Below are 22043 nucleotides of genomic sequence, written 5' to 3' on the forward strand. Positions count from 1 at the left end.
CCCCCAAATCGTTGTTGCACAGTCCTAGCCACAGCAGAGGTCCGGCAATTAGCGTGACCGCACATGTCAGCCATTGCCATGCACATGAGCGACGGCCTGCTGAACGCGCCGACGTCGGTCGCGTTCCTGGTCGTCGCCGCGGTGGGCGTCGGGGTCGCGCTGGTGAAGGCCCGCGCCGACCTGGACGACCGGACCGCCCCGATGGCCGGACTCGTCGCGACCTTCATCTTCGCCGTCCAGATGATCAATTTCCCGATCCTGCCGGGTGCGTCCGGGCACCTGCTCGGCGGTGCGCTCGCGGCGATCCTGGTCGGCCCCTGGGTCGGTGCGCTGTGCGTGACGATCGTGCTGGTGGTGCAGGCGCTGCTGTTCGCCGACGGCGGGCTCACGGCGCTGGGCACCAACGTCACCAACATGGCCCTGATCGGCACCGCGGCCGGGTTCGCGGTGGCGGTGGCGCTGCGGGGGCTCGCGAACCGGGGCAAGGGCGGGCTCGCGGTCGTCGCGTTCGTGTCGGCGCTGGTCAACACGCTGCTCGCCGCGACGGGGTTCGTCGTCGAGTACGCGATCGGAGGGCAGGGCGGGGTGGAGATCGGCCAGGTCGCACTTCTCATGCTCGGCTTCCACGCGCTGATCGGCGTCGGTGAGGGTCTGATCACCGCCGCGACCGTCACGTCGGTCGCCGCGATCCGCCCTGACCTCGTGCACCTGCTCAAGGGCACCCGCTCGCCGCTGGAGGTCCGGTCGTGAAGAGGTTCTTCCTCGGGTTCGCGGTGGTGTCGCTGCTGATCGCGGGCGTGCTGTCGTACTTCGCCTCCGGCGACCCGGACGGCCTGGACAAGACGGTCGAGGACACCGGCATCGCCGAGCACGCGCAGGAGCACCCGTTCGCGGGCAGCGCCTTCGCCGACTACGCGCTCGGCGGTGACGACCGGTTCACCGGCCTCGCGGGCGTGCTCGGCGTGGTGGTCGTGCTCGGGCTGTCGTTCGGGCTGTTCTGGCTGCTGCGCAAGAAGACGAAGGCATGAGCGGGAGCCACCACGTCCTGCACCACGCCGGTGACTCACCGGTGCACCGCCTCGCACCCCACGTGAAGATCCTCGTGGCGTTCGCGGCGGTGCTGGGCGTCGTGGCCACCCCGCGCACGTGGTTCCCCGCCTTCGGGCTCTACCTCCTCGTGCTCGTCGCCGTTTGGGCGGTGGCACGCGTCTCGCCGTGGTGGTTCCTCAAGCGCGCGGTGATCGAGGTGCCGTTCGTGGTGCTCGCGTTCCTGCTGCCGATCTTCGGCACGGGCCCGCGCACCGACCTCCTCGGCGTCTCGGTCTCGGTCGAGGGCGCGCTCGCCGGGTGGAACATCCTGGCCAAGGGCACGCTCGGCGTGCTGGTCAGCCTCACGCTGGCCGCCACCACCGCGCCCGGTGACCTGCTCAAGGGCCTGCAGCGGTTGCGCGTGCCCGCGTCGATGATCATGATCGCCACGCTGATGCTGCGCTACGGCGAGGTCGTGGCCGGCGAGGCGAAGCGGATGCGCGTCGCCCGCATCTCCCGCGGCGACGACCCGCGGTTCCTGTGGCAGGCCGGTGCGCTGGCCCGCTCGGTCGGCACGCTGTTCATCCGGTCCTACGAACGCGGAGAGAGGGTGCACCTCGCCATGGTGTCGCGCGGCTGGACCGGCCGGCCGGGAGGTTCGGCCACGATCGTCCCCGAGACCCCGGCCGCCGCGGCGGTGCAGGTCTCCAAGCTCGCCTTCGCCTACCCGGACGGCCACCAGGCGCTCTTCGGCGTGAACCTGCGGGTCGAGCGCGGCGAACGGGTCGCGGTGCTCGGCCCGAACGGCGCCGGCAAGACCACGCTGGCGCTGCACCTCAACGGCGTCCACTCCGGCGGCTCCGGCACGGTTGCGATCGCGGGCCTCGAGGTCAGCAGGGCGAACCTGCGCGAGATCCGCCGCCGCGTCGGCCTGGTCTTCCAGGACCCGGACGACCAGCTGTTCTGCCCGACCGTGCGCGAGGACGTCGCGTTCGGCCCGCAGAACTTCGGCATGTCCGATGTGGACGAACGGGTGCTGAGGGCGTTGCGGGCGGTCGGGATGGAGGCGGTCGCCGACCGCTCACCCCTGCACCTGTCCGGCGGTCAGCGCCGCCGCGTCGCGCTCGCCACGGTGCTCGCGTGCGACCCGGAGGTCCTGGTGCTGGACGAGCCGTCCGCGAACCTGGAACCCGTGGCCCGCCGCGAGCTCGCCGAACTGCTGCTCGGCCTGGGCCGCACGATGCTCGTGGTCACCCACGACCTGCCGTTCGCGCTGCAGACCTGCCCGCGCAGCGTCCTGGTCGACGACGGCGTGGTCGTCGCGGACGGACCCACCCGCGAGCTCCTCGCCGACGCCGACCTGCTCGCCCGCCACCGCCTCGAACTGCCCTACGGCTTCCGGCTCGACTGAAGTCCGCTGGTCACGATCTCCAGCAGCAGCGCGGGGTTTGCCCCCTCGTGCAGGCTCTGCAGCATCCCCTTCATCAGTGCCACCAGGTCCTTCGTCGTCACGTCCGCGCGCACCGCACCGGCGGCCTGAGCCCGTTCCAGCAGCCCGCCGAGCGCCGCGTGCAGCCGGTCCCGCAGCTCGGACGGCACGGTGATCGCGTCGGACAGGTCCCGCTTCGCCGCCGCCTCGTCGGCCATCCGCCCGAGGAACGCGAACAGCGCCGCGCCCGGATCGCCGGCGGGGGCGGCGGCCGACTCGACCATCGCCGAGACGCGCGCGTCCGTGACGGCCTGGAACAGCGCCTGCTTGGTCGGGAAGTGCCGGTAGACGGTGCCGGGCCCGACCCCGGCGTGCGCGGCGATCTCGTCGAGCGGCACGTCGATGCCCTTCGACGCGAACAGCTCCCGTGCTGCCGCCAGCACCTTCTCGCGGTTCCGCGCCGCGTCGGCCCTCATCGTTGCCAACCGGGGCGTGCGTTCCGTATCGTCATAACCGGGGTCACCGTTCCGATTCTAGAGATGGGGGCAGGACAGATGGCACGCACACCGGCGGAGATCGTCGAGCACGTCCGCAGGCAGGTCGCGGGGGAGCAGGGCCACGACTCGTTCGCGGACCTGTTCACCGAGGACGGCGTGATGGCCTACCGGTTCCCGGCGTCGTTCCAGCAGCCGGAGATCAAGGGCCGCAACGAGATCCGCGCTTACTTCGACAAGATGAGGGGCGCGCGGGTCCGCGAGAAGATCGAGGTCCAGCACGTCGAGGCGATCACCCGGCTCACCGACGACCCGGACGTGGTCGTCGCCGAGATCACGCACAGGGGGTGGTCGAAGGTGAAGCAGGACCACTACACCTTCACCGCCATCGCGGTCATCCACCTGCGCGACGGCGAGATCGCCCGCTACGACGACTACATGAACCCGCTACTGCTGACCGAGCTGCTGGGCGCCTGACGCCCGGCCGCGCCGCTCGGCCAGCACGGCGGCCAGGTACGGGTACGGGTGGACGTGCTCGGCGCGCGGCGACCGGACGGCGGCACCCACGTCGTCCGCGAGCCGCGCCCCGAGCTCCAGCTGCGCCCTCTCGCCGAGCTCGTGGTAGCGGCCCAGGTACTGCCGCGCCGCGAGCACCAGCTCCTCCGGCAGCTGCGACAGGTCGAGGCCCCGGGCCCACTCGGCCAGCGGTGCCGGCATCTCCACCGGCGTCACCGCCTGCTCCGGCACCCGCGTGTGCACCACGACGGTGCCCGCGAGGTAGTCGCCGACCCGCTTGCCCTGCGCGGAGAACAGCGACACGAACAACGCCACCGCGCCGCCGAGGCCCAGCGCCCAGAAGTCGACGAAGAACCCGGTGAGCGCGCGCACCAGGGCGTGGCGGAAGCGGATCGAGCCGCCGTCGTCGCGCACCACCCGCAGTCCCATGACGAGCTTGCCCAGCGACCGGCCGCGCGTCAACGACTCCACCGCGGCCGGGTACCCGACCAGCACGGCGATCGTGAGCGACAACGCGAGCGCCGACTGCAGCGCGTCGTCGAAGCCGATCGGCGACAACAGGAACACGCCGAGCAACAACAGGAACTGCACGAGCACGTCGAACGCGAACGCGACCGCCCTGCTGGCCAGCCGCGCCACGCGCAGGTCCAGAACTACCGCTTCACCGGTGACGAGATCCCCCACGCGGATAGTGTGACCCATCGTGGATCTGGACGTGTTCATCGAGCGCAACCGCGCGTCGTGGGAGCGGCTCGACCAGCTGGTCGGCAGGTCCGGCCGGTTGACCGGGCCCGAGGCCGACGAGCTGATCGAGCTCTACCAGCGCGTCACCACACACCTGTCGACCGTGCGCAGCCAGACACCGGACGTGGCCACCGTGGAACGTCTCTCCACTTTGGTCGCGCGTGCGCGCGCTGCGGTGACGGGCACGCACACGCCCGCATGGCGCATCTTCACCCGTTTCTTCACACACCGGTTCCCGGCCGCCGTCTACCGCGGATGGCGCTGGTGGGTTCCGGCCGGGGTGGCGTTCTACCTGCTCACCGGTGTCATGGCGGCCTGGATCGCGACGAACCCGGACGTGCAGGCGCTGATCGCCGCACCCGACGAGCTGCGCGAGATGACCAGGGCCGGCGGCGGTTACGAGGCCTACTACTCCAGCGACCCGGCGGGCTCGTTCGCGGCCAAGGTGTGGACGAACAACGCCTGGGTGGCCGCCGCGTGCCTGCTGCTCGGCGTGCTGTTCGCACTCCCGCCGGTCTACCTGCTCTTCACCAACGCCGTGAACCTCGCCGTCGGCGTCGGCCTGATGTTCGGCGCCGGCCGCGGTGAGGTGTTCCTGGGACTGCTGGCACCGCACGGCCTGCTGGAGCTGACGGCGGTGTTCGTCGCGGCGGGCATCGGCATGCGGCTGGGCTGGCAGGTCATCGACCCCGGCCCGCGCACCCGTGCCGCCGCGCTCGCCACCGAGGGCCGCGCGGTGGTGGCCGTGGCGCTCGGGCTGGTCGTGGTGCTGCTGGTGTCCGGTGTGCTGGAGGGGTTCGTGACGCCGTCGGGGTGGCCGACGTGGGCGCGGGTCGGCATCGGCGTGGCCGCCGAGGTGCTGTTCCTGCTGTACGTCTTCGTGATCGGGCGGCGGGCGGCGCTGGAGGGTGAGACCGGGGACGTGGACGCGGGCGAGCGCGAGGACGTCGTGCCCACGTCCGTCTGAATCTTGCTTGCCTAGAGCTTGCCCGCCGCCTTCAGCGACAGGTAGCGGTCCGCGAGCGCGCGAGGCAGGTCGTCGGGCAACGCGTCCACGACCTCGACACCGTGCCGTGCGAGCAAAGCGGTGAGACGGCGGCGTTCGGCCAACGTGCGTTCCGCGGCGGCGGCGTTGTAGACGGCTTCCAGGTCACCGCGTCCGGCGGCCATCGCGTGCACCGCCGGGTCGGACACCGACGCGATGAGCAACCGGTGCCGCGCGGCCAGAGCCGGCAGCAGCGGCAGCAGGCCGTGCTCGATCGACGGTTCCAGCGAAGTGAGCAGCACGACCAGCGACCGGCGCGCGGCACGCCGCAGCACCTCCGCGACCGCGCCGCGGGCGTCGAACTCGACCAGCTCGGCCTCCAGCGGCGCCATCGCGGCGACCAGGGCCGGCAGCGTCGCGCGCGGCACCGAGGCCCGCACCTTGCCGCTGTGGGCCAGGAAGCCGACCTGGTCGCGCGCCTGAACGGCGAGCGCGGACAACAGCAGCGCCGCGTCCATGGCCGTGTCCAGCCGGGGCAGGCCACCCAGCGAGCCCTCGACCCGACCGGCCGCCGTGCGCGCGGTGTCCAGCACGATCAGCACCTGCCGGTCGCGTTCCGGCCGCCACGTGCGCACCACGACGTCCGATGACCGCGCCGACGCACGCCAGTCGATCGACCGCACGTCGTCGCCGATCACGTAGGTCCGCAGCGAGTCGAACTCCGTGCCCGCGCCGCGGATCAGCGACGCCCGGCGGCCGTCGAGCTCCCGCAGGCGTTCCAGCAACGGCGGCAGGTGCTTGCGGCTGTGGAACGGCGGCAACGCGCGCACGGTCCACGGCACCTCGTGCGACCCCTGCCGGGCCGCGATCCCCAGCGGCCCCGGAGAACGCACGGTCACGCGATCCGCCGTGCGGTCCCCTCGGCGCACCGGGCGCAGCTCGAACGTCAGCGTCCGCGACCCGCCGGCGGGCACGTCCACGGCCATCCGGTCGGCCACCACCCCCGCCGAAGGCACCCACGCGTCCCGGAGAACACCGCGCAACCGACGACCGGGGTTGTGCACCGTCAACTGCACCGAGCACAGCTCGCCCGTGCGCACAGACGTCGCTCCCGCGCGTGAGAACGTCAACCGCCGGACGCCCGCCGCCAGCACGAGATCGGCCGCCACACACACGACCAGCACCGCGAGCACGACGAGAATTCCTTGCCACGACGGCAAGACCAGCCCGACGACGAACACCCCGATGAGCGCGAGCAGCGCCGCGCGGCCCGTGAGCGCCACGTCAGCGCGGCACCGGAACGGCCCCGAGCACGCCGTCCAGCACGCCGTCCGCCGTCACGCCCTCCAGCTCGGCCTCCGGGCGCAGCTCCAGCCGGTGCCGCAACGCGGGCCTCGCCAGCGACTTCACGTCGTCCGGCGTCACGTAGTCACGTCCGGACAACCACGCCCACGCCCGTGCGGCAGCGAGCAGAGCCGTTGCGCCACGCGGAGAAACGCCCAGGCGCACCGCAGGGGACTGGCGCGTCGCACGGCACACGTCCACGACGTACGCGATCACCTCGGGCGCGACGGTCAACGCGCGCACGGCCGCGGAACCAGCCTCCAGGTGCTCCGCTCCGGCCACCGCCGACAGGTGCGAGAGGTCGCGCGGGTCGAACCCGGACGCGTGCCGGGTCAGCACGTCGATCTCCTGCTCCCGCCCCGGCACCGGCATGGTGACCTTGAGCAGGAACCGGTCGAGCTGCGCCTCGGGCAACGGGTAGGTGCCCTCGTACTCCACCGGGTTCTGGGTGGCCACGACGATGAACGGCGCCGGCAGCGGCCGGGTCTTGCCGTCCGCGGACACCTGCCGTTCCTCCATCGCCTCCAGCAGCGCCGACTGCGTCTTCGGCGGCGTGCGGTTGATCTCGTCGGCCAGCAGCAGGTTCGTGAACACCGGGCCCTCGCGGAACGAGAACGTGGCGTTGTGCGCGTCGTGGACCAGCGACCCGGTCAGGTCGCCCGGCATCAGGTCCGGCGTGAACTGCACCCGCGTCGTCTCCAGGTCCAGTGCCTTCGCCATGGCCCGCACGAGCAGCGTCTTCGCCACGCCGGGCACGCCTTCGAGCAGCACGTGCCCCCTGCACAGCAACGCGAGGATCAGCGACGTCACCGCGGCGTCGTTGCCCACCACGGCCTTGCCGATCTCCGTGCGCAACGCCACCAGCGCCGTGCGTGCTTCCTCGGTGGTGACCACTGCCGTCATCCCTTGCGCACCTCGTTCTCCAAAGCGTCCAGCTCGTCGGCCAGCGCGACCAGCCCCCGGTCGTCCACCGGCCCGTCGTCGTAGAGCAGCGTCCGCACCTGCGGCACCGGACGCGAAGTCCTGCGGGCGATCTCCTCGGACGGGTCCGCACCCACCGGCACGCCCAGCAGCGGTGCCAGCCGGTCGCGGGTTGCCTGCCGCAGCACCGCCGCCGCGTGGCCCGCCGCGTGCGAGGACCGGTACAGCCGGGCCCTGCCCTCCACGGTCTCGGCGGCGCGCACCACGACCGGCAGCCGTTCTGGCACCACCCGGCCGAGCCTGCGGGCCCGCCACAGCGCGACCACCACGGCCGCGATCCCCAGCTGCAGCGCCGCGAACAGCCATCCGGCCGGGACGAGGTCGGACAGCGCCTTCTGCTGCGAGCGGTCCGCCGCGGCCGGCAGGTACCAGACCAGCCGTTCGTGCTGGCCGAGCAACGCGAGCGCGAGCGCGGCGTTGCCCTCCTCGTCGAGGTCGTCGTTGGTGAAGACGCCGCCGAACCCGATCATCGTGACCGTGCCGGTGCGCACCAGCGTCGAGTCGTAGCAGCTCTGCTCGCCGGTGTAGGTGAACCCGCCGGTCGTGACCGCACCGGCCCGGTCCGCGAGCGGGCAACCCGGCTGGCGGGTCTCGACCTCCACGCGGCCCAGGTCGCTCGCCGGTGCCACGAGCACGGTCGCCGCGGCCGCCTCGCTCAGGCCGGCCAGCCGTGCCGGGTCGATCAGGTTCGGCTGCGCGACGAACAGCGTCGCACCGTCCACCGTGGACACGTCGTCGGTGAGCTCGACGCGCACCCCGTTCTGCCGCAACAGCTCCGCCAGCGCGTGGCTGCCCTGCGGCTGGAACGAGCGGGGGTCGAGCGAGCCGCCCTCGCCGCTGCCGCGCAGCACCGTGATCACGACCGCCGTCGCGAGGATGATCACGCCGATGAGCAGCGGTCCTCTGGCAGCGGACCAGATCCGCCCCGCGTCGGGGGAGACCGCCGTCATCCGCGCACCCGGTCGTCGACGGAGACCAGCTGCCGGTAGCCCTGGTCCGTGGCGGTCCGGCCGCCGTACCGGACGTCGTCGAACTGCACTGCCGCGCCGCGCAGGTCGTCGGCGAGGCCCGGCAGCGAGCGACCCGCCTCGGCGGCCACCTCGGCGACGGTGCGACCGGCCCGCGCGTCGAGCACTCCCCGTTGTTCCAGCTCCCGCACCACGGCGCGGAACCGTTCGCGGACCGCCTCGGCCAGGTCACCGGCGGCGGCCGCGCGGTCGGCCGCGGCCCGGTGCTCGGCCGCGGTCATGACCGCGTCGCCGAAGACCTGCGCACCCGACCGCAGCGCGCGGCCGGTGCGCCCGGTGCGCAACCGGACGACGACCACGACGAGCACCACCACCGCCACGATGATCGTGACGGCGGTGATGCCGCTCATGCCGCCGGCACCCGCGAACAGCTCGTCCAGCTGCTCCAGCACCCACCGCAGGGCGCGTTCGACCGGGTTCGGGTCGTCGGAGACGTACGCCGGGTCGCTCAGCTCCCGGACGGCGGCCTCGCGGGCCTCGTCGCGGTCGAGGTCGACGGGTACGTCAGAGACCGCCATGCCCCGCGGCCCGCTGGAGCTCGATGTCCATGCCCTCGGCGCGCATCCGCCGGTCGACGTAGACCAGCACGGTCACCGCCGCGGTGAACGGCAGCGTGATCGTCGAGGCGATGATCGCGCCGATGGTCGTGAACACCAGCGACCCGATGCTCAGCGCGGCCGTGGGGTCGCCGGAGAAACCGGTCGTGGCCGACCCGAGCAGGGTGAACGGGATGCTGATGATCCAGTTGATGATCGCGCTGATCAGCGCGGCGAGCAGCAGGACGCCGAACGTCCGCCACCACGCGCCCCGCACGAGGGTCCGCGAGCGGCCGAACGCGGTGCCCACGCCGCAGCGCTCCAGCACCAGCGCCGGGGTGACGAGGCCGAACAGCACCCACAGCCAGACGCCGGGGACGACGCAGAGGATCGCGCCGGCGGTGACGGCCAGGCCGTAGAGCAGCGTCGCGCCCAGCAACGGCAGCAGCCGCGGCTTGAACTCGTCCCAGGCCTCGGCGAACGTGACCGGCTGGCCCAGCACGGCGCGGCCGACGACCACGGTCACGAAGCCGGAGAGGAACACCGTGCCGACCACCAGCAGCAGCACGCTGAGCAGCGTGCCGGTGAAGAAGCCGACGAGACCGCTGGTGAGCTGGTCCACCGCCTCCTGCTGGGTCATGGTGTTCGGGTCGAGCGTGGCGACCGAGGTGAGGTCGTCGAGGAACGGCAGCTGCACCAGCAGGCCGAGGACCTGCGTCACAGCGGCGACGACGACGGCCGCGCCGATGATGAGCTTCGGGTGCTTGCGCATGGTGCTGACGGCACCGTCGACGATCTCGCCGATCGCGAGCGGGCGCAGCGGGATCACACCGGGCTTCATCGACGGCTGCGCGCCCGGCGGCGGCGGCGCGTTGTAGCCGTGCGGAGGCTGGTGCGGTTGCTGGTGGGGCTGGTCGGGTGAAGACCAGCCGGGCGTGTCGGACATCGCGGCTTACCCCCGGTCGTGGTGTTGGCGGAATCCTGCCAGAAGCGCGCTCGCGGTACAGGCGGACCGCGGAGCGAGTCGATCACGAATTGGCAGTGGTCCCGAGCTCGGCACGGGCGCGGTGAGGGCTCATCGCGCGCATGCCCGCGTCAGTGCAACGGCGCACCACCACCGGTTGTTGACGCAGGAGCCGCAACCCGCGGCGGACCAGCACCGGCACCGGCTTGCGGGCCTCGGCCACGTCCCTGGCGAACCGCCGGGCGAACGTCACCGGCGCGCTGGGCGCGAGCACGATCGCGTCCCTGAGCACCCCGGCCTTCCGCGCGCCGTCGACCAGCAGGTCGGCGAACAGTCCTTCCGCGACGAACGCGGGCGCGTCGCCCAACTCGATCATCTGCCAGCCCGTTCTGCGGTCCTCGCCGATGGAGTACACCGGCGCCTGGACCGTGCCGGTCGTGGAGAGCTCGACCACGGCGGCCAGTGCGGCGCCGGCGTTCCACGACCCGACGTCGTCCCAGTCGGCACGGCCGTGGTCGTCGCGGGGGAGCAGCGGGTCGTCGCCGTCGCGGTAGAAGTCGTCGAGGCGCAGCACCGGCCAGCCGAGGTGGGCGGCCAGCGTCGACTTGCCGGAGCCGGACGGGCCGGCCAGCAGGACGGCCCTGGGAGCGGGCACTGGGATGGGCACGAGGGGCAATCCTCGCACACGGGTTAGGCTCGAACGCATGAGCGAAGGTCTGTTCGACGAGGGCCTGTTCGGCGCGACCGACGAGGAGAAGGCCGAGCGCATCGCGGCCAACGCCCCGCTGGCCGTGCGGATGCGCCCCGCCTCACTCGACGAGGTCGTCGGACAGGACCACCTGCTCGGTCCCGGCGCGCCGCTGCGCCGCCTGGTCGAGGGCGCCACGCCCGCGTCGGTGATGCTCTACGGCCCGCCCGGCACCGGCAAGACGACGCTCGCCACGCTGGTGTCGAGGGCGACCGGCCGCCGGTTCGTCGCGCTGTCGGCGTTGTCCGCGGGCGTGAAGGAGGTCCGCGCGGTCATCGACGAGGCCCGGCGCCGGCTGGTCCGCTCGCGCGAGTCGACCGTGCTGTTCATCGACGAGGTGCACCGGTTCTCCAAGACCCAGCAGGACGCCCTGCTCGGCGCGGTCGAGGACCGGATCGTGCTGCTCGTCGCGGCCACCACCGAGAACCCGTTCTTCTCCGTGGTGTCCCCGCTGCTGTCGCGGTCGCTGGTGCTGCAGCTCAGGTCGCTGACCGACGAGCACGTGCGCACGGTCGTGGAACGCGCGGTGGCCGATGAACGCGGCCTGGGCGGTTCGGTCGTCGTGGAACCCGACGCGCTGGCACACCTGGTCCGGCTGGCCGGCGGTGACGCCCGCCGGTCGCTGACCGCGCTGGAGGCCGCGGCGGACTCGGCGCTCGCGTCCAACGACGGCGTGATCACCCTGTCGCTGCTGGAGTCCACTGTGGACAAAGCTGCGGTGCGCTACGACCGCGACGGCGACCAGCACTACGACGTGACGTCGGCGTTCATCAAGTCGATCCGCGGCTCGGACGTGGACGCCGCGCTGCACTACCTGGCCCGCATGATCGAGGCGGGCGAGGACCCGCGGTTCATCGCGCGCCGCCTGGTGATCCACGCCAGCGAGGACGTCGGCATGGCCGACCCGACCGCACTGCAGACGTGCGTCGCCGCCGCCCAGGCCGTGCAGCTGATCGGCCTGCCCGAGTGCGCGCTGAACCTCGCCCAGGCCACCATCCACCTGGCGACCGCGCCGAAGTCCAACGCCGTGACCACCGCGATCTACGCCGCGATCGAGGACGTTCGCAAGGGCGCCACCGGTGCGGTGCCCGCGCACCTGCGCGACGGCCACTACGCGGGTGCGGCCAAGCTCGGCAACGCCCAGGGCTACCGCTACCCCCACGACGTGCCGGAAGGCGTGCTCCAGCAGCAGTACGCGCCGGACGACCTGGTGGGCCGCGACTACTACGAGCCGACCGGCCGCGGCGCCGAACGCGCCGTCGCCGACCGCCTGCCCAAGCTGCGCAGGGTCGTGCGGGGCGGGTGATCCGCGAGTGCGGCGGAACCGGTGCCCGCCAACGGGATCCGGCGGTAGCGTCGGACGCATGACGATCACCGACGACTTCCTGGCCACCGCGCGCCAGGTGCTGACGTTGCTGCGCACCCCTCAGGTCGCCGACCACTGGGACGACCCGAGCGCGCTGCCGGAGTTCGGCGTCAGCGGTCTCGCCGGCCACATCGCTTACCAGGTCCTGCCGTTGCCGGGCATGCTGGAGGCGCCGGCGGAGGACGTGCCCACCGTCCCGCTGATGGAGCACTACGCGCGCGCGGGCTGGACCGAGCTCGACGTCGACTCCGAGTTCCACACGCGCATCCGCGACGGCGGCGAGCACGTGGCCTCCGGCGGCCACGCCGACCTGTGCGACCGCTTCGAGCAGACCGTGGCGGCACTGCCGGAACTGCTGGCGGCGGCCGGCAACCGCCCCGTCCGCATGCCGCACTGGGGCCCGTGGGCCGTGCTGCTGGACGACTACCTGCCCAGCCGCGTGATGGAGTTCGTCGTGCACGCGGACGACTTGGCCGTGAGCGTCGGCGTGGACACCCCGGAGTTCCCGCGCCACGTGCACGAGACCGTCATCGACCTGTTGTCGCGCCTGGCCCTGAACCGCCACAGGGGCATCGACATCGTGCGCGCGTTCAGCCGCGGGGAACGTGCTCCGCAGGACATCACCGCGTTCTGAGCAGGTTGCCCGATGCTGTGCCTTCAACGCCCCGAGGTCCCGCCCCTGGCTCTACTGGCGTCTGCAAGTACCACCAACTCAACATCAACAAGCACTTTTCTACTGCCAACAGCGCCGCCAGCCGTCCGCGGACCTGGAGTTGGTTCGACGGATGGCGAACAGGTTGGTGGTAGTCAGCGGCGATTCGATCATGTGTTGGTGGTACTTGCAGGCGCCTGAACAGCAAGGAGGGGGCGGGCGAGACTGCTGGACAGGTGCTCAGCGCTTGCACACCATCAGCACCGCGACCTTGTTCGGCATCATGACCTCGTCCTTGACGACGAACCCGCCGGCCTCGAACGAGCGGATGGCACGCGTGTTGCTGATGTCCGGCTCCATCACGATGCGCGTGCAGTGCGGATCGGCCTCGAACAACGCATCGGCCAGGTGGGGGAGCAACGCGCGCACGAGCCCGCGGTCGGTCATCGCGAGCTCTCCCACCGCCAGCCGCAACCCGAGGTCGTGCGGCCGCACCGGGTAGCAGCCGCCCACCACGTCCCGCGCCGCGCGGTAGACCTCCGCGTAGATCACCGGCCGCCCGTGCCACCCGACCAGCACGGGCCGCACGTCGTCCCCGGCGAGCTGCCCGCGCAGCTCCTCCTCCCACCCCGGCAACGACCACGCCTTGCGCCAGTAGGCCGCCACGTGCGGCGCCTGGTGCCAGCGGTGCACGAGGTGCAGGTCGTACCCGTCGGGCCGGACGAGCCGCACCTCCCAGGGCGCGCTCAGCCCGGGAACCGGCGGCGCGCCCGCCGTGGCCTGCCGCCGGTACGAGTCGAGGTGGGACACCGGCTTCACAGGGCCTCCAGCGATAACCAACTAAGGGTTGCCTTACTTCATCCGCGCAGGGTCGCCGTGTCAAGCCCTGTGTGACCGCAATTTCACAGGCAGTGACGGCGCGCGTCAATGTGGTCCCAGCATCTCATTTGGGTCGAACCGACCGTGGACGCCGCGCCGCTCCTGCCCGCGGTCCGCCTCGCCCGCCCCTTCTCCCCGCCACCCCATGAAGATCAACAAAAGGTGCCGCCCGATCAGGTGTCGGACCCACCCGGTAATCTCCTCGCCAACCAAGCCAAACGCCGGTCACCAGGAGGATCCGTGTCGCCAGGGCAGATCGCAGCGCTGGTCGCCGCCGGTGCGTTCGTGCTGCTCGTGCTCGTGCTGGCGATCGTGGCGGTCAAGGCAGCGCGGTTCTTCGACGAGGCCACGGTCGCGATGCGCAAGGCGCACGAGAACACCGACCCGTTGTTCACCGAGGCCAACACGACGTTGACGCACGTGAACACGCAGCTGGAGCGGGTCGACGGGATCACGGCCAACGCCCGCGCGGTCACCGGCAACGTCTCGGCGCTCACCAGCCTGTTCACCGCCACGCTGGGCGGTCCGCTGGTCAAGGCCGCTGCGCTGTCCTACGGCGTGAGCAAGGCCGTCAAGGCGCGCCGCCGGGCCGCCGAGCAGCCGAACAAGCACACCAAGCGCCGCCTGAAGCGAGGTGCGAGGTGAGCCGCCTCTTCTGGTTCGGGCTGGGTGCCGCGGCCGGGCTCTTCGCCGCGAAGAAGGCCGCCGAGGTCACAAAGCAGGCGACTCCCGCTGGTATCGGGGCTAACGTGGGTGAAGGCCTGCGCGAGCTCGCCGGCGCCATCGGGTCCTTCGGGGCCGAGGTGCGGGCGGGCATGGCCGAACGGGAGCAGGAGTTGCAGGAGACCGTGGAGCGGCAGACGGGGTTCACGCCGGGGCGTCGAGCGCCCAGGGCGAACGGGAAGCACTGACCGTTCGCCTCCGAAGCGCGCCCTGACCACTCCCCGCGACACACCGAGGAACTCCCGTGCAGACCCACGAGATCATCAAGCGTTTCCGCGAGCACTTCGAACGCAACGGGCACAAGTACATCCCGTCGTCATCGCTGCTGCTCGACGACCCGAACCTGCTGTTCGTCAACGCCGGCATGGTGCCGTTCAAGCCGTACTTCCTCGGCGAGGCCCCGCCGCCCGCCTCGCGGATGACGAGCATCCAGAAGTGCGTGCGCACGCCGGACATCGACGAGGTCGGCAAGACCACGCGCCACCTGACGTTCTTCCAGATGGCCGGCAACTTCTCGATCGCCGACTACTTCAAGGAAGAGGCCATCCGCCTCGCCTGGACCCTCGTCACCGGCTCGGTCGACGAGGGCGGCTACGGCTTCGACCCCGAGCGCATCTGGGTCACGGTCTACCAGGACGACGACGAGGCCATCGAGCTGTGGCAGAAGATCGCCGGCCTGCCGACCGAGCGCATCCAGCGCCGTGACGGCAAGGACAACTACTGGGACATGGGCGTGCCCGGTCCCGGCGGCCCCTGCTCGGAGATCTACTTCGACCGCGGTCCCGAGTACGGGCAGGAGGGCGGGCCCGTCGTCGACGAGGACCGCTACCTGGAGATCTGGAACCTGGTCTTCATGCAGGACGTCCGCGGCGAGCTGAGCCCCAAGGAGGGCCACAAGCCGGTCGGGTCGCTGCCGAACAAGAACATCGACACCGGCATGGGCGTCGAGCGCGTCGCCTACCTGCTGCAGGGCGTCGACAACGTCTACGAGACCGACCTCGTGCGCGCCGTCATCAACAAGGCCGAGGAGCTGTCGGGCCGCAAATACGGTGCCAACGAGGTCGACGACGTGCGCTTCCGCGTCATCGCCGACCACGCCCGCAGCGGTGTGCTGCTGGTCGGCGACGGCGTCACGCCCGGCAACGAGGCCCGCGGCTACGTGCTGCGCCGCCTGCTGCGCCGCATCATCCGCAGCAGCCGGCTCCTCGGCGTCACGGAGCCGGTGCTGCAGCAGTACGCCGAGGTCGTCCGCGACTCGATGGGCCCGGCCTACCCCGAGCTGGTCAGCGGGTTCGCCCGCATCCAGCAGGTGGTGAAGGCCGAGGAGGACACGTTCCTGCGCACCCTCGACGCCGGCTCGCGGATCTTCGAGAACGCCGCCGCCGAGGTGAAGTCCGACGGCCGCGCCACGCTGCCCGGCGACCGCGCCTTCCAGCTGCACGACACGTACGGCTTCCCGATCGACCTCACCCTGGAGATGGCCGCCGAGGCCGGCCTGTCCGTGGACGAGGACGGGTTCCGCAAGCTGATGGCCGAGCAGCGCGCCCGCGCCAAGGCCGACGCCGCCGGCAAGAAGACCGGCCACGGCGACCAGACGGTGTACCGCGAGCTGCTGGAACAGGGCCCGACCGAGTTCACCGGCTACTCCGAGCTGGCCTCCGAGGCCACGCTGCGCGGCATCGTCCTCAACGGCCAGCGGGTCAAGAGCGCCAAGGAGGGCGACATCGTCGAGGTCGTCCTCGACCGCACGCCGCTCTACGCCGAGTCCGGTGGCCAGGAGTCCGACGCCGGCACGATCGTCACCGGCAACGCCGAGCTCGAGGTGCTCGACGTGCAGAAGGTCGCCCGCAAGCTGTGGGTGCACCAGGTGCGCGTCGTGAACGGCGAGGTCAGCGAGGGCGAGCACGTCGAGGCCCGCGTCGACCCGGAGTGGCGCGTCGGTGCCCGCCAGGGCCACTCGGGCACGCACGTCGTGCACGCCGCCCTGCGCCAGGTGCTCGGCCCGTCGGCCCTGCAGAGCGGTTCGTACAACAAGCCCGGCTACCTGCGCCTGGACTTCGCCTGGACCGGTGGCCTGTCCGCCGAGGCCCGCAGCGAGATCGAGGAGGTCTCGAACCTCGCCGTGCGCAAGGATCTGCCCGTCGCCGTGGTCTACACCGACATGCAGGGCGCCCAGGACATGGGTGCCGTGGCCCTGTTCGGCGAGACCTACGACGAGACGGTCCGCGTCGTCGAGATCGGCGGCCCCTGGTCGCGCGAGCTGTGCGGTGGCACCCACGTCGAGCACTCGTCGCAGATCGGCCCGATCACCCTGCTGGGCGAGTCCTCGGTCGGGTCCGGCGTGCGCCGCCTGGAGGCCTACGTCGGCATCGAGGCCATGCGGTTCCTGGCCAAGGAACGCGCCATCGTGCAGAACCTCGCCGACATGCTGAAGGTCGGCTCCGACGGCCTGCCCGAGCGGATCGAGTCCCTGGTCGAGCGGCTGAAGACCGCCGAGAAGGAGCTCGAGAAGGTGCGCGCCGCCCAGCTGCTCGGCAACGCCGGGTCGCTGGCCGACAAGGCCCTCGACGTGCGCGGGCTGTCGCTGGTGGCCCTCGGCCTGGAGGGCGTGTCGGGCAACGACCTGCGCACCCTCGGTGGCGAGGTCCGCAACCGGCTGGGCGCCAAGCCCGGTGTGGTGGCCCTGTTCTCGGTCGACGGCGACAAGGTCAGCTTCGTGGTGGCCACGACGGCCGCCGCCCGCGACCTGGGGCTGGCCGCCGGCAAGCTCGTCCCGGTGTTCGGCCCGGCCATCGCCGCCCGCGGTGGCGGCAAGCCGGACCTCGCCCAGGGCGGCGGCACGAACCCGGCCGGCGTCCAGGAGGCCATCGCGGCCCTCACCGGCGAACTGGACAAGGTGCTTGAGCAGCGCTGACGTCGCCGGCGTCGACGATCCGGGCCTGGGTCGCAGGCTCGGCGTCGACGTCGGATCGGTTCGCGTGGGAGTGTCCCTGAGCGATCCGGGTGCGTTCCTGGCGACTCCGCTGGTCACCCTGCAGCGGGACGAGAAGCGCGGCTCCGACCTCACGGAGCTCGTACGTCTCGTGGCCGAGCATGACGTGGTCGAGGTCGTGGTCGGCCTGCCGAAGACCCTCGCCGGTCGGCACGGTCCGGCAGCCGAGGCGGCGACCGCGTACGCTGCCGCCTTGGCCGCGCGCGTGGCCCCGGTGCCGGTCCGGTTGAGCGACGAACGGCTGACGACCGTCGTGGTGAGCCGGGTGCTGGCGCAGCGCGGTGTGAAGGGCAAGAAGCAGCGTGCCGTGGTCGACCAGGCCGCCGCGGTCGAGATCCTGCAGTCTTGGCTGGACGCACGGGCACGAGCGGTATCCGCCCGAAAGGATGAGGCGTGAGCGACGATCTCGGGTTGTTCGATCGCGACGTCGACGAACGACGTGCCGCGAAGAGGGACAACAGCGCAGCCCGCAAGGCGAAGAAGCGCAAGAAGACCGTGCTGTGGCTGGTCGTCGCGCTGATCCTCGCCGTGGGCATGGGCGGTGCCTACTACGGCTACAGGGAGCTGCGCGGCATCGGCTCGTTCGAGGACTACCCCGGCGCGGGTGAGGCCGACGCCATCGTCGAGGTGAAGGACGGTGACGTGGTGAGCGTCATCGCCACGAGCCTCTACGAGGGCGGCGTCGTCGCCTCGCCGCGCGCGTTCACCGAGGCCAGCAAGAACGACGCCCGCGTGACGACCATCCAGCCCGGCTTCTACCTGATGAAGACGAAGATGTCGGGCGCCACCGCGGTCGCGAAGATGATCGACCCGAAGACCCGCGTGCCCGCCGTGCAGATCATCGGCGGCGTGAAGCTCGCGGACATCAAGGTCGGCGACAAGACCGTCAAGGGCATCTTCTCCCAGCTCGCCGACGCGAGCTGCACGGAGAAGGACGGCGTGAAGAAGTGCCTCACGCCCGAGGAGATCCGCGCCGCCGCCGAGACCACCGACCCGGTCGCGCTGGGCGTGCCCGACTGGGCGGTCACCGATGTGAAGCGCGCGGAGCCCGCCTTCCGCCTCGAAGGCCTGATCATGCGCGGCGTCTACCAGGTCAAGCCCGGTTCGTCCGCGGTCGAGCTGATCCGCAGCGTCGTCGTCGCCTCCGCCCAGAAGCTCCAGAGCATCGGCATCCCCGGCGGCACCGTCAACACCGGCTTCCGCCCGTACCAGGTGCTGGTCATGGCCTCCCTGATCGAGAAGGAAGCCATCGAGAAGGACTTCGGCAAGGTGTCGCAGGTGATCTACAACCGGCTGAAGAAGCCGATGCCCCTGCAGTTCGACTCGACGGTCAACTACAAGCTCAACCAGCCGCACATCCGCACGTCGGACTCCGACCGCAACGCCTCGGGCCCGTACAACACCTACGTCACGCCCGGTCTGCCGCCGACCCCGATCGGCTCGCCGAGCGTCGAGGCGGTCCAGGCGGCGATCAAGCCGGAGCCCGGCAACTTCGAGTACTTCGTGAAGTGCGACAAGAACGGTGACTCGTGCTTCTCGGTCACCTACCAGGAGCACCAGGTGAAGGACCAGAAGGCGCGAGCAGAGGGCGTCTACTAGTGCGCAGGGCGGCCGTGATCGGGTCTCCGATCACCCACTCGCTGTCCCCGGTCCTGCACAACGCGGCGTATGCGTTCCTCGGGCTCGACCTGGAGTACGGCCGTGTCGAGTGCGACGAGGCCGGGGTGCCCGCGCTGGTGTCCTCGCTGGGCCCGGAGTGGGTGGGCCTGTCGTGCACGATGCCGACGAAGCGCGCGGCGCTGGCCTTCGCGTCCTCGGTGACCGACCGCGCGGTGGCCGTCGGTGCCGCGAACACGCTGGTGCGCACCGGCTCCGGCTGGCACGCCGACTGCACCGACGTGGACGGTGTCGTGGGAGCGTTGCGGGAGAAGGGTTTCCCCGGCGGCACGCGCGGTGTCGTGCTCGGTGCAGGCGGCACGGCCACGGCCGCGCTGGCGGGCCTGTCCGACCTGGGCGTGCGGTCGGTCTCCCTGGTGGTGCGCGATCCTTCGCGTGCGGGGGAGGCCGTCGCGTGCGCCGCCCGGCTCGGTGTGGCGGTCGACGTGCTGCGGCTGTCCGAAGTGGACCTGGGCGGGCTGGCGGCGGCGTCGGACGTGCTGGTGTCGACGGTGCCGGCCGAGGCGACCGCGGCGCTGGCGGCGGAGCTGGCACAGGCGCCGTTCGTGCTGGACGTGATCTACCACCCGTGGCCGACGCCCGTCGCGGTGGCCGTGGAACGGGCCGGAACGGCGTTGGCGACGGGCCTGGACATGTTGCTGCACCAGGCCTTCGGGCAGGTGGAGCAGTTCACCGGCGAGGTGGCGCCGCGGGACGTGATGCGCAAGGCGCTGGCAGCGGAGCTCGCGGCCCGTTCCTGACCGCTAGCATCGACGGGGTGGACATCCCCGGTCTCGGTCCGGTCACCGCGGACACCGAAGGCTACGGCCTGATCAGCGCACCGGTCGCGGTGCGGGTGCTGGGAACGACGGCGCCGGTGCGGCTCGACGGGTGGTACGAGGACGACCCCGGCAAGGACGAGTGGCACGCGGCCGTCCGCGCCTTCCTCGCACTGGACGAGCGCGCCAGGGACGCGGCGGCAGCGGCGGTGTTCGAGTACTACCGGGAGCGGGCCGAGGCCGTGGCCGAGGAGGACCTGCTGCCGATCGACGAGCCCGCGGACGTCTGGGCGCACGTCGACCTCAGCCGGAGCGTGCCGACCGTGCTGCGCGACGACGAGGACGGGCCGGTGTACGTGTCGATCGAGGCCGAGTGCGCCTGGGAACCGGAGCACGGCCTGCAGCTGGTGTTCCGCGGCGGCACCGAGGTCACCAAGGCCGGTCCGTACGACGGCCACCTGACCTAGGTCCTAGGGGCAGTCGAACCCGCTGGGCAGCCCGTTCACCGACGCCCCGTTCGCGTACGCCGTGCAGAACAGCTGGTAGGCCGCCAGCCTCGTCAACGGCAGCATGTCGGTGGGCAGCAGGATGAGGTTCGAGACGGTCAGCACCGGCTGCGCCGTCTTCGGCACCTCCGTCCGCAGCCCGAGCTTCGCCTCCTCGTCGGTCAGCCCCGCGATCAGCGTCGTGATCGCCGTCGTGTTGTCCACGTGCCCGGTGTGCGACCGCGTGCGCCGCACCAGGTCCGTGCCGTCGGAGGACACGAAGTAGACCGTCATCTCGCGCACGGACACCGTCGGTGCCGCCGGGCCCGGCAGCACCGGCGTCGGCCGCACCCCGCACCCGGCCAGCGTCACCAGGGCAGCCGCAACGTGAAGACCGCGCCACCGGACGGCGCGTTGGCGGCCTCGATCGTGCCGCCGTGCAGGCGCGCGTTCTCCCATGCGATCGCCAATCCCAGCCCGCTGCCCTCGGAACGGGAGCGGGCCGTGTCTGCCTTGTAGAAGCGGTCGAAGATGTGGGGGAGTGCATCCGGTGGGATGCCGGGGCCGCTGTCGGCCACCTCGATCACGCCGGGGCGCACGGACACCGTCACGGGGGCGCTGCCGTGCCTGAGGGCGTTGCCGACGAGGTTGGCCACGACGACGTCGAGCCGACGGCGGTCCACCCGTCCCGTCACGCCGGCGGGCAGCGACGCCTCCACCGACGAGGTCCAGCCCCGTGCGGCCAGGCTGTCGGAGACGGCGGTGCCGATGTCCCACTCGTCGAGCTCCAGCACGTTGCGGCCCTCGTCGAAGCGGGAGATCTCCATCAGGTCGTTGACCAGCCTGGTCAGCTTGCGGGTCTCCGCGGACACCAGCCGCGCCGCGACCGCCGTGTCCTCCGGCAGCGCGTCGGCGTCCTCGTCGAGCACGCCCGTCACGGCGTTCATCGCGGTCAGCGGTGTGCGCAGCTCGTGCGACACGTCCGCCACGAACCGCCGGGACGCCGCCTGGGAAGCCTCCAGCTGTTCGGCTGCCCTGTTGAACGTCCGCGCGAGCTCGGTCAGCTCGTCGGCGCCGCGTTCCTCGACGCGCGTGTCCAGCCGCCCCGCGCCCAGGGCCCGTGCCGCCGCGCCCAGCCGCCGCACCGGCCGCAGCACCCCCTGGGCGGTCAGCAGGGCCAGGCCGAGCGCCAGCGGCAGCACCAGGGCCACGCCGAGCCACGCCGCCTGGGCGAAGCTGTCGATCGCGCGTGCCGGGCCGCCCAGCGAGCTGTACGCCCACACCTCGACCCCCGTGGGTTCGCCGGACGGTTGCAGCAGCGGGATGCCGATCACCACGTACGGGTCGGCGCGGTCCGTCCGCCGTTGCCACTGCACGGTCCTGCTGGTCTTGAGCGTCTCGCGCAGCTCGGCGGGCACGAAGTCCAGCGCGCTCCCGGACCGCGACCGCATCCCCTGGTACACGACCACGGAGGAGCTGCGCAGGTACGTCGCCATGTCGTCGAGGTCCTGCTGGGTCGGCGGCACGGCCACGCGGGGCGCGTAGTCGCGGACCTCCTCGACCAGCGGGTTCATGAACCCGTCCTGCGCGTCCGAGAGCAGCAGGCTGCGGGCGTTGGCGTACGACAACCCGGCGGCGGCGACCGCACCCAGCAGCGTCAGCAGTGCGAACGCGGCCATCAAGCGCGGTTTGAGGCCGCGGAGGAACTTCACG

25 protein-coding genes and 1 pseudogene are annotated in these 22043 nt (G+C 71.8%); 15 read left to right on the forward strand and 11 right to left on the reverse strand.

The features are described from left to right. The first annotated feature begins 63 nt into the window (after positions 1-63). The 4 genes and pseudogenes from ACZ7CH_RS06525 to ACZ7CH_RS06540 all read left to right on the forward strand — a co-directional run bounded on the left by ACZ7CH_RS06525 (position 64) and on the right by ACZ7CH_RS06540 (position 2440). Complete coding sequence (locus tag ACZ7CH_RS06525) at positions 64-750, forward strand: energy-coupling factor ABC transporter permease (protein WP_360386948.1); 687 nt, start codon at positions 64-66, stop codon at positions 748-750. Beyond that, positions 747-1028, forward strand: a complete 282-nt coding sequence (locus tag ACZ7CH_RS06530; protein WP_360386950.1) for a PDGLE domain-containing protein — start codon at positions 747-749, stop codon at positions 1026-1028. Before ACZ7CH_RS06525 ends, ACZ7CH_RS06530 begins: the two co-directional genes overlap by 4 nt. After that, positions 1025-1663, forward strand: a pseudogene (gene cbiQ, locus ACZ7CH_RS06535) (cobalt ECF transporter T component CbiQ); the annotation flags it as partial. The gene ACZ7CH_RS06530 and the pseudogene cbiQ, both read left to right, overlap by 4 nt. Further along, positions 1652-2440 (forward strand): energy-coupling factor ABC transporter ATP-binding protein, encoded by a 789-nt coding sequence (locus ACZ7CH_RS06540; protein ID WP_470373461.1) that lies wholly within the window; start codon positions 1652-1654, stop codon positions 2438-2440. The pseudogene cbiQ and the gene ACZ7CH_RS06540, both read left to right, overlap by 12 nt. Here ACZ7CH_RS06540 and ACZ7CH_RS06545 read toward each other — a convergent pair. Next, entirely contained in the window at positions 2419-2934 is a 516-nt protein-coding gene (locus tag ACZ7CH_RS06545; protein WP_360386953.1) for a TetR/AcrR family transcriptional regulator, read from the reverse strand. The genes ACZ7CH_RS06540 and ACZ7CH_RS06545 overlap by 22 nt on opposite strands. A 78-nt stretch (positions 2935-3012) precedes the next feature. Between ACZ7CH_RS06545 and ACZ7CH_RS06550 the strand changes: the two genes are divergently transcribed. Next, on the forward strand, positions 3013-3429 hold the full coding sequence (locus tag ACZ7CH_RS06550; RefSeq protein WP_360386956.1) for a nuclear transport factor 2 family protein: 417 nt from the start codon (positions 3013-3015) through the stop codon (positions 3427-3429). On the opposite strand, the gene ACZ7CH_RS06555 is transcribed toward ACZ7CH_RS06550, so the two are convergent. Then, positions 3400-4152 (reverse strand): RDD family protein, encoded by a 753-nt coding sequence (locus ACZ7CH_RS06555; RefSeq protein WP_470373312.1) that lies wholly within the window; start codon positions 4150-4152, stop codon positions 3400-3402. The two genes, ACZ7CH_RS06550 and ACZ7CH_RS06555, sit on opposite strands and share 30 nt — an antisense overlap. A gap of 19 nt (positions 4153-4171) precedes the next feature. Between ACZ7CH_RS06555 and ACZ7CH_RS06560 the strand changes: the two genes are divergently transcribed. After that, positions 4172-5179, forward strand: coding sequence for a stage II sporulation protein M (locus tag ACZ7CH_RS06560; protein ID WP_360386962.1), 1008 nt, complete (start codon positions 4172-4174; stop codon positions 5177-5179). Between the two features lie 11 nt (positions 5180-5190). Here ACZ7CH_RS06560 and ACZ7CH_RS06565 read toward each other — a convergent pair whose 3' ends face one another. The 6 genes from ACZ7CH_RS06565 to ACZ7CH_RS06590 form a co-directional block, all read right to left on the reverse strand. After that, a complete protein-coding gene (locus ACZ7CH_RS06565) occupies positions 5191-6480 on the reverse strand; it encodes a DUF58 domain-containing protein (RefSeq protein ID WP_470373313.1) in 1290 nt (429 codons plus the stop codon). Between the two features lies 1 nt (position 6481). Next, positions 6482-7444: an AAA family ATPase gene (locus tag ACZ7CH_RS06570; protein WP_458433363.1), complete on the reverse strand. Its 963-nt coding sequence runs from the start codon at positions 7442-7444 to the stop codon at positions 6482-6484. Next, the gene (locus ACZ7CH_RS06575; protein ID WP_470368614.1) at positions 7441-8472 is read right to left on the reverse strand and encodes a DUF4350 domain-containing protein; all 1032 of its coding nucleotides are present in this window, start codon (positions 8470-8472) and stop codon (positions 7441-7443) included. Before ACZ7CH_RS06575 ends, ACZ7CH_RS06570 begins: the two co-directional genes overlap by 4 nt. After that, entirely contained in the window at positions 8469-9068 is a 600-nt protein-coding gene (locus ACZ7CH_RS06580; RefSeq protein ID WP_360386973.1) for a DUF4129 domain-containing protein, read from the reverse strand. Before ACZ7CH_RS06580 ends, ACZ7CH_RS06575 begins: the two co-directional genes overlap by 4 nt. Next, positions 9055-10032 carry a DUF7847 domain-containing protein gene (locus tag ACZ7CH_RS06585; protein WP_470368613.1) on the reverse strand — a complete coding sequence of 326 codons (978 nt, stop codon included), beginning with the start codon at positions 10030-10032 and terminating at the stop codon, positions 9055-9057. Before ACZ7CH_RS06585 ends, ACZ7CH_RS06580 begins: the two co-directional genes overlap by 14 nt. An 82-nt stretch (positions 10033-10114) precedes the next feature. Further along, the gene (locus ACZ7CH_RS06590; protein ID WP_470373314.1) at positions 10115-10717 is read right to left on the reverse strand and encodes a uridine kinase family protein; all 603 of its coding nucleotides are present in this window, start codon (positions 10715-10717) and stop codon (positions 10115-10117) included. A gap of 37 nt (positions 10718-10754) precedes the next feature. Here ACZ7CH_RS06590 and ACZ7CH_RS06595 point away from each other — a divergent pair, with 37 nt between their 5' ends. After that, a complete protein-coding gene (locus ACZ7CH_RS06595) occupies positions 10755-12104 on the forward strand; it encodes a replication-associated recombination protein A (protein ID WP_360386981.1) in 1350 nt (449 codons plus the stop codon). 58 nt (positions 12105-12162) lie between these two features. Next, positions 12163-12798: a maleylpyruvate isomerase N-terminal domain-containing protein gene (locus tag ACZ7CH_RS06600; protein WP_470373315.1), complete on the forward strand. Its 636-nt coding sequence runs from the start codon at positions 12163-12165 to the stop codon at positions 12796-12798. A 258-nt stretch (positions 12799-13056) separates the two neighbouring features. On the opposite strand, the gene ACZ7CH_RS06605 is transcribed toward ACZ7CH_RS06600, so the two are convergent. Then, positions 13057-13635, reverse strand: coding sequence for a GNAT family N-acetyltransferase (locus ACZ7CH_RS06605; RefSeq protein ID WP_470373316.1), 579 nt, complete (start codon positions 13633-13635; stop codon positions 13057-13059). 300 nt (positions 13636-13935) lie between these two features. On the opposite strand from ACZ7CH_RS06605, the gene ACZ7CH_RS06610 reads away from it, so the two are divergent. Genes ACZ7CH_RS06610 through ACZ7CH_RS06640 form a run of 7 tightly spaced genes read left to right on the forward strand, consistent with a single transcriptional unit; the run spans position 13936 to position 20312 of the window. Then, complete coding sequence (locus ACZ7CH_RS06610; RefSeq protein ID WP_360386989.1) at positions 13936-14340, forward strand: DUF948 domain-containing protein; 405 nt, start codon at positions 13936-13938, stop codon at positions 14338-14340. Then, on the forward strand, positions 14337-14606 hold the full coding sequence (locus ACZ7CH_RS06615) for a hypothetical protein (protein WP_166046713.1): 270 nt from the start codon (positions 14337-14339) through the stop codon (positions 14604-14606). The genes ACZ7CH_RS06610 and ACZ7CH_RS06615 overlap by 4 nt, the downstream gene beginning before the upstream one ends. Positions 14607-14662: 56 nt before the next feature. Continuing rightward, complete coding sequence (alaS, locus tag ACZ7CH_RS06620) at positions 14663-17332, forward strand: alanine--tRNA ligase (protein ID WP_360386992.1); 2670 nt, start codon at positions 14663-14665, stop codon at positions 17330-17332. Beyond that, positions 17319-17807, forward strand: coding sequence for a Holliday junction resolvase RuvX (ruvX, locus tag ACZ7CH_RS06625; RefSeq protein WP_458433357.1), 489 nt, complete (start codon positions 17319-17321; stop codon positions 17805-17807). The genes alaS and ruvX overlap by 14 nt, the downstream gene beginning before the upstream one ends. After that, on the forward strand, positions 17804-19009 hold the full coding sequence (gene mltG, locus ACZ7CH_RS06630) for an endolytic transglycosylase MltG (protein ID WP_360386998.1): 1206 nt from the start codon (positions 17804-17806) through the stop codon (positions 19007-19009). Before ruvX ends, mltG begins: the two co-directional genes overlap by 4 nt. Continuing rightward, positions 19009-19827, forward strand: coding sequence for a shikimate dehydrogenase (locus tag ACZ7CH_RS06635; protein ID WP_470368610.1), 819 nt, complete (start codon positions 19009-19011; stop codon positions 19825-19827). Before mltG ends, ACZ7CH_RS06635 begins: the two co-directional genes overlap by 1 nt. A gap of 17 nt (positions 19828-19844) precedes the next feature. After that, positions 19845-20312, forward strand: a complete 468-nt coding sequence (locus ACZ7CH_RS06640) for a DUF6985 domain-containing protein (RefSeq protein WP_458433355.1) — start codon at positions 19845-19847, stop codon at positions 20310-20312. Positions 20313-20315: 3 nt separating this feature from the next. On the opposite strand, the gene ACZ7CH_RS06645 is transcribed toward ACZ7CH_RS06640, so the two are convergent. Continuing rightward, positions 20316-20702: a hypothetical protein gene (locus ACZ7CH_RS06645; RefSeq protein WP_360387007.1), complete on the reverse strand. Its 387-nt coding sequence runs from the start codon at positions 20700-20702 to the stop codon at positions 20316-20318. After that, on the reverse strand, positions 20699-22042 hold the full coding sequence (locus ACZ7CH_RS06650; protein WP_470368609.1) for a sensor histidine kinase: 1344 nt from the start codon (positions 22040-22042) through the stop codon (positions 20699-20701). The genes ACZ7CH_RS06645 and ACZ7CH_RS06650 overlap by 4 nt, the downstream gene beginning before the upstream one ends. Between the last annotated feature and the right edge of the window lies 1 nt (position 22043).

The sequence above is a fragment of the Lentzea sp. NPDC037011 genome (assembly GCF_055607425.1).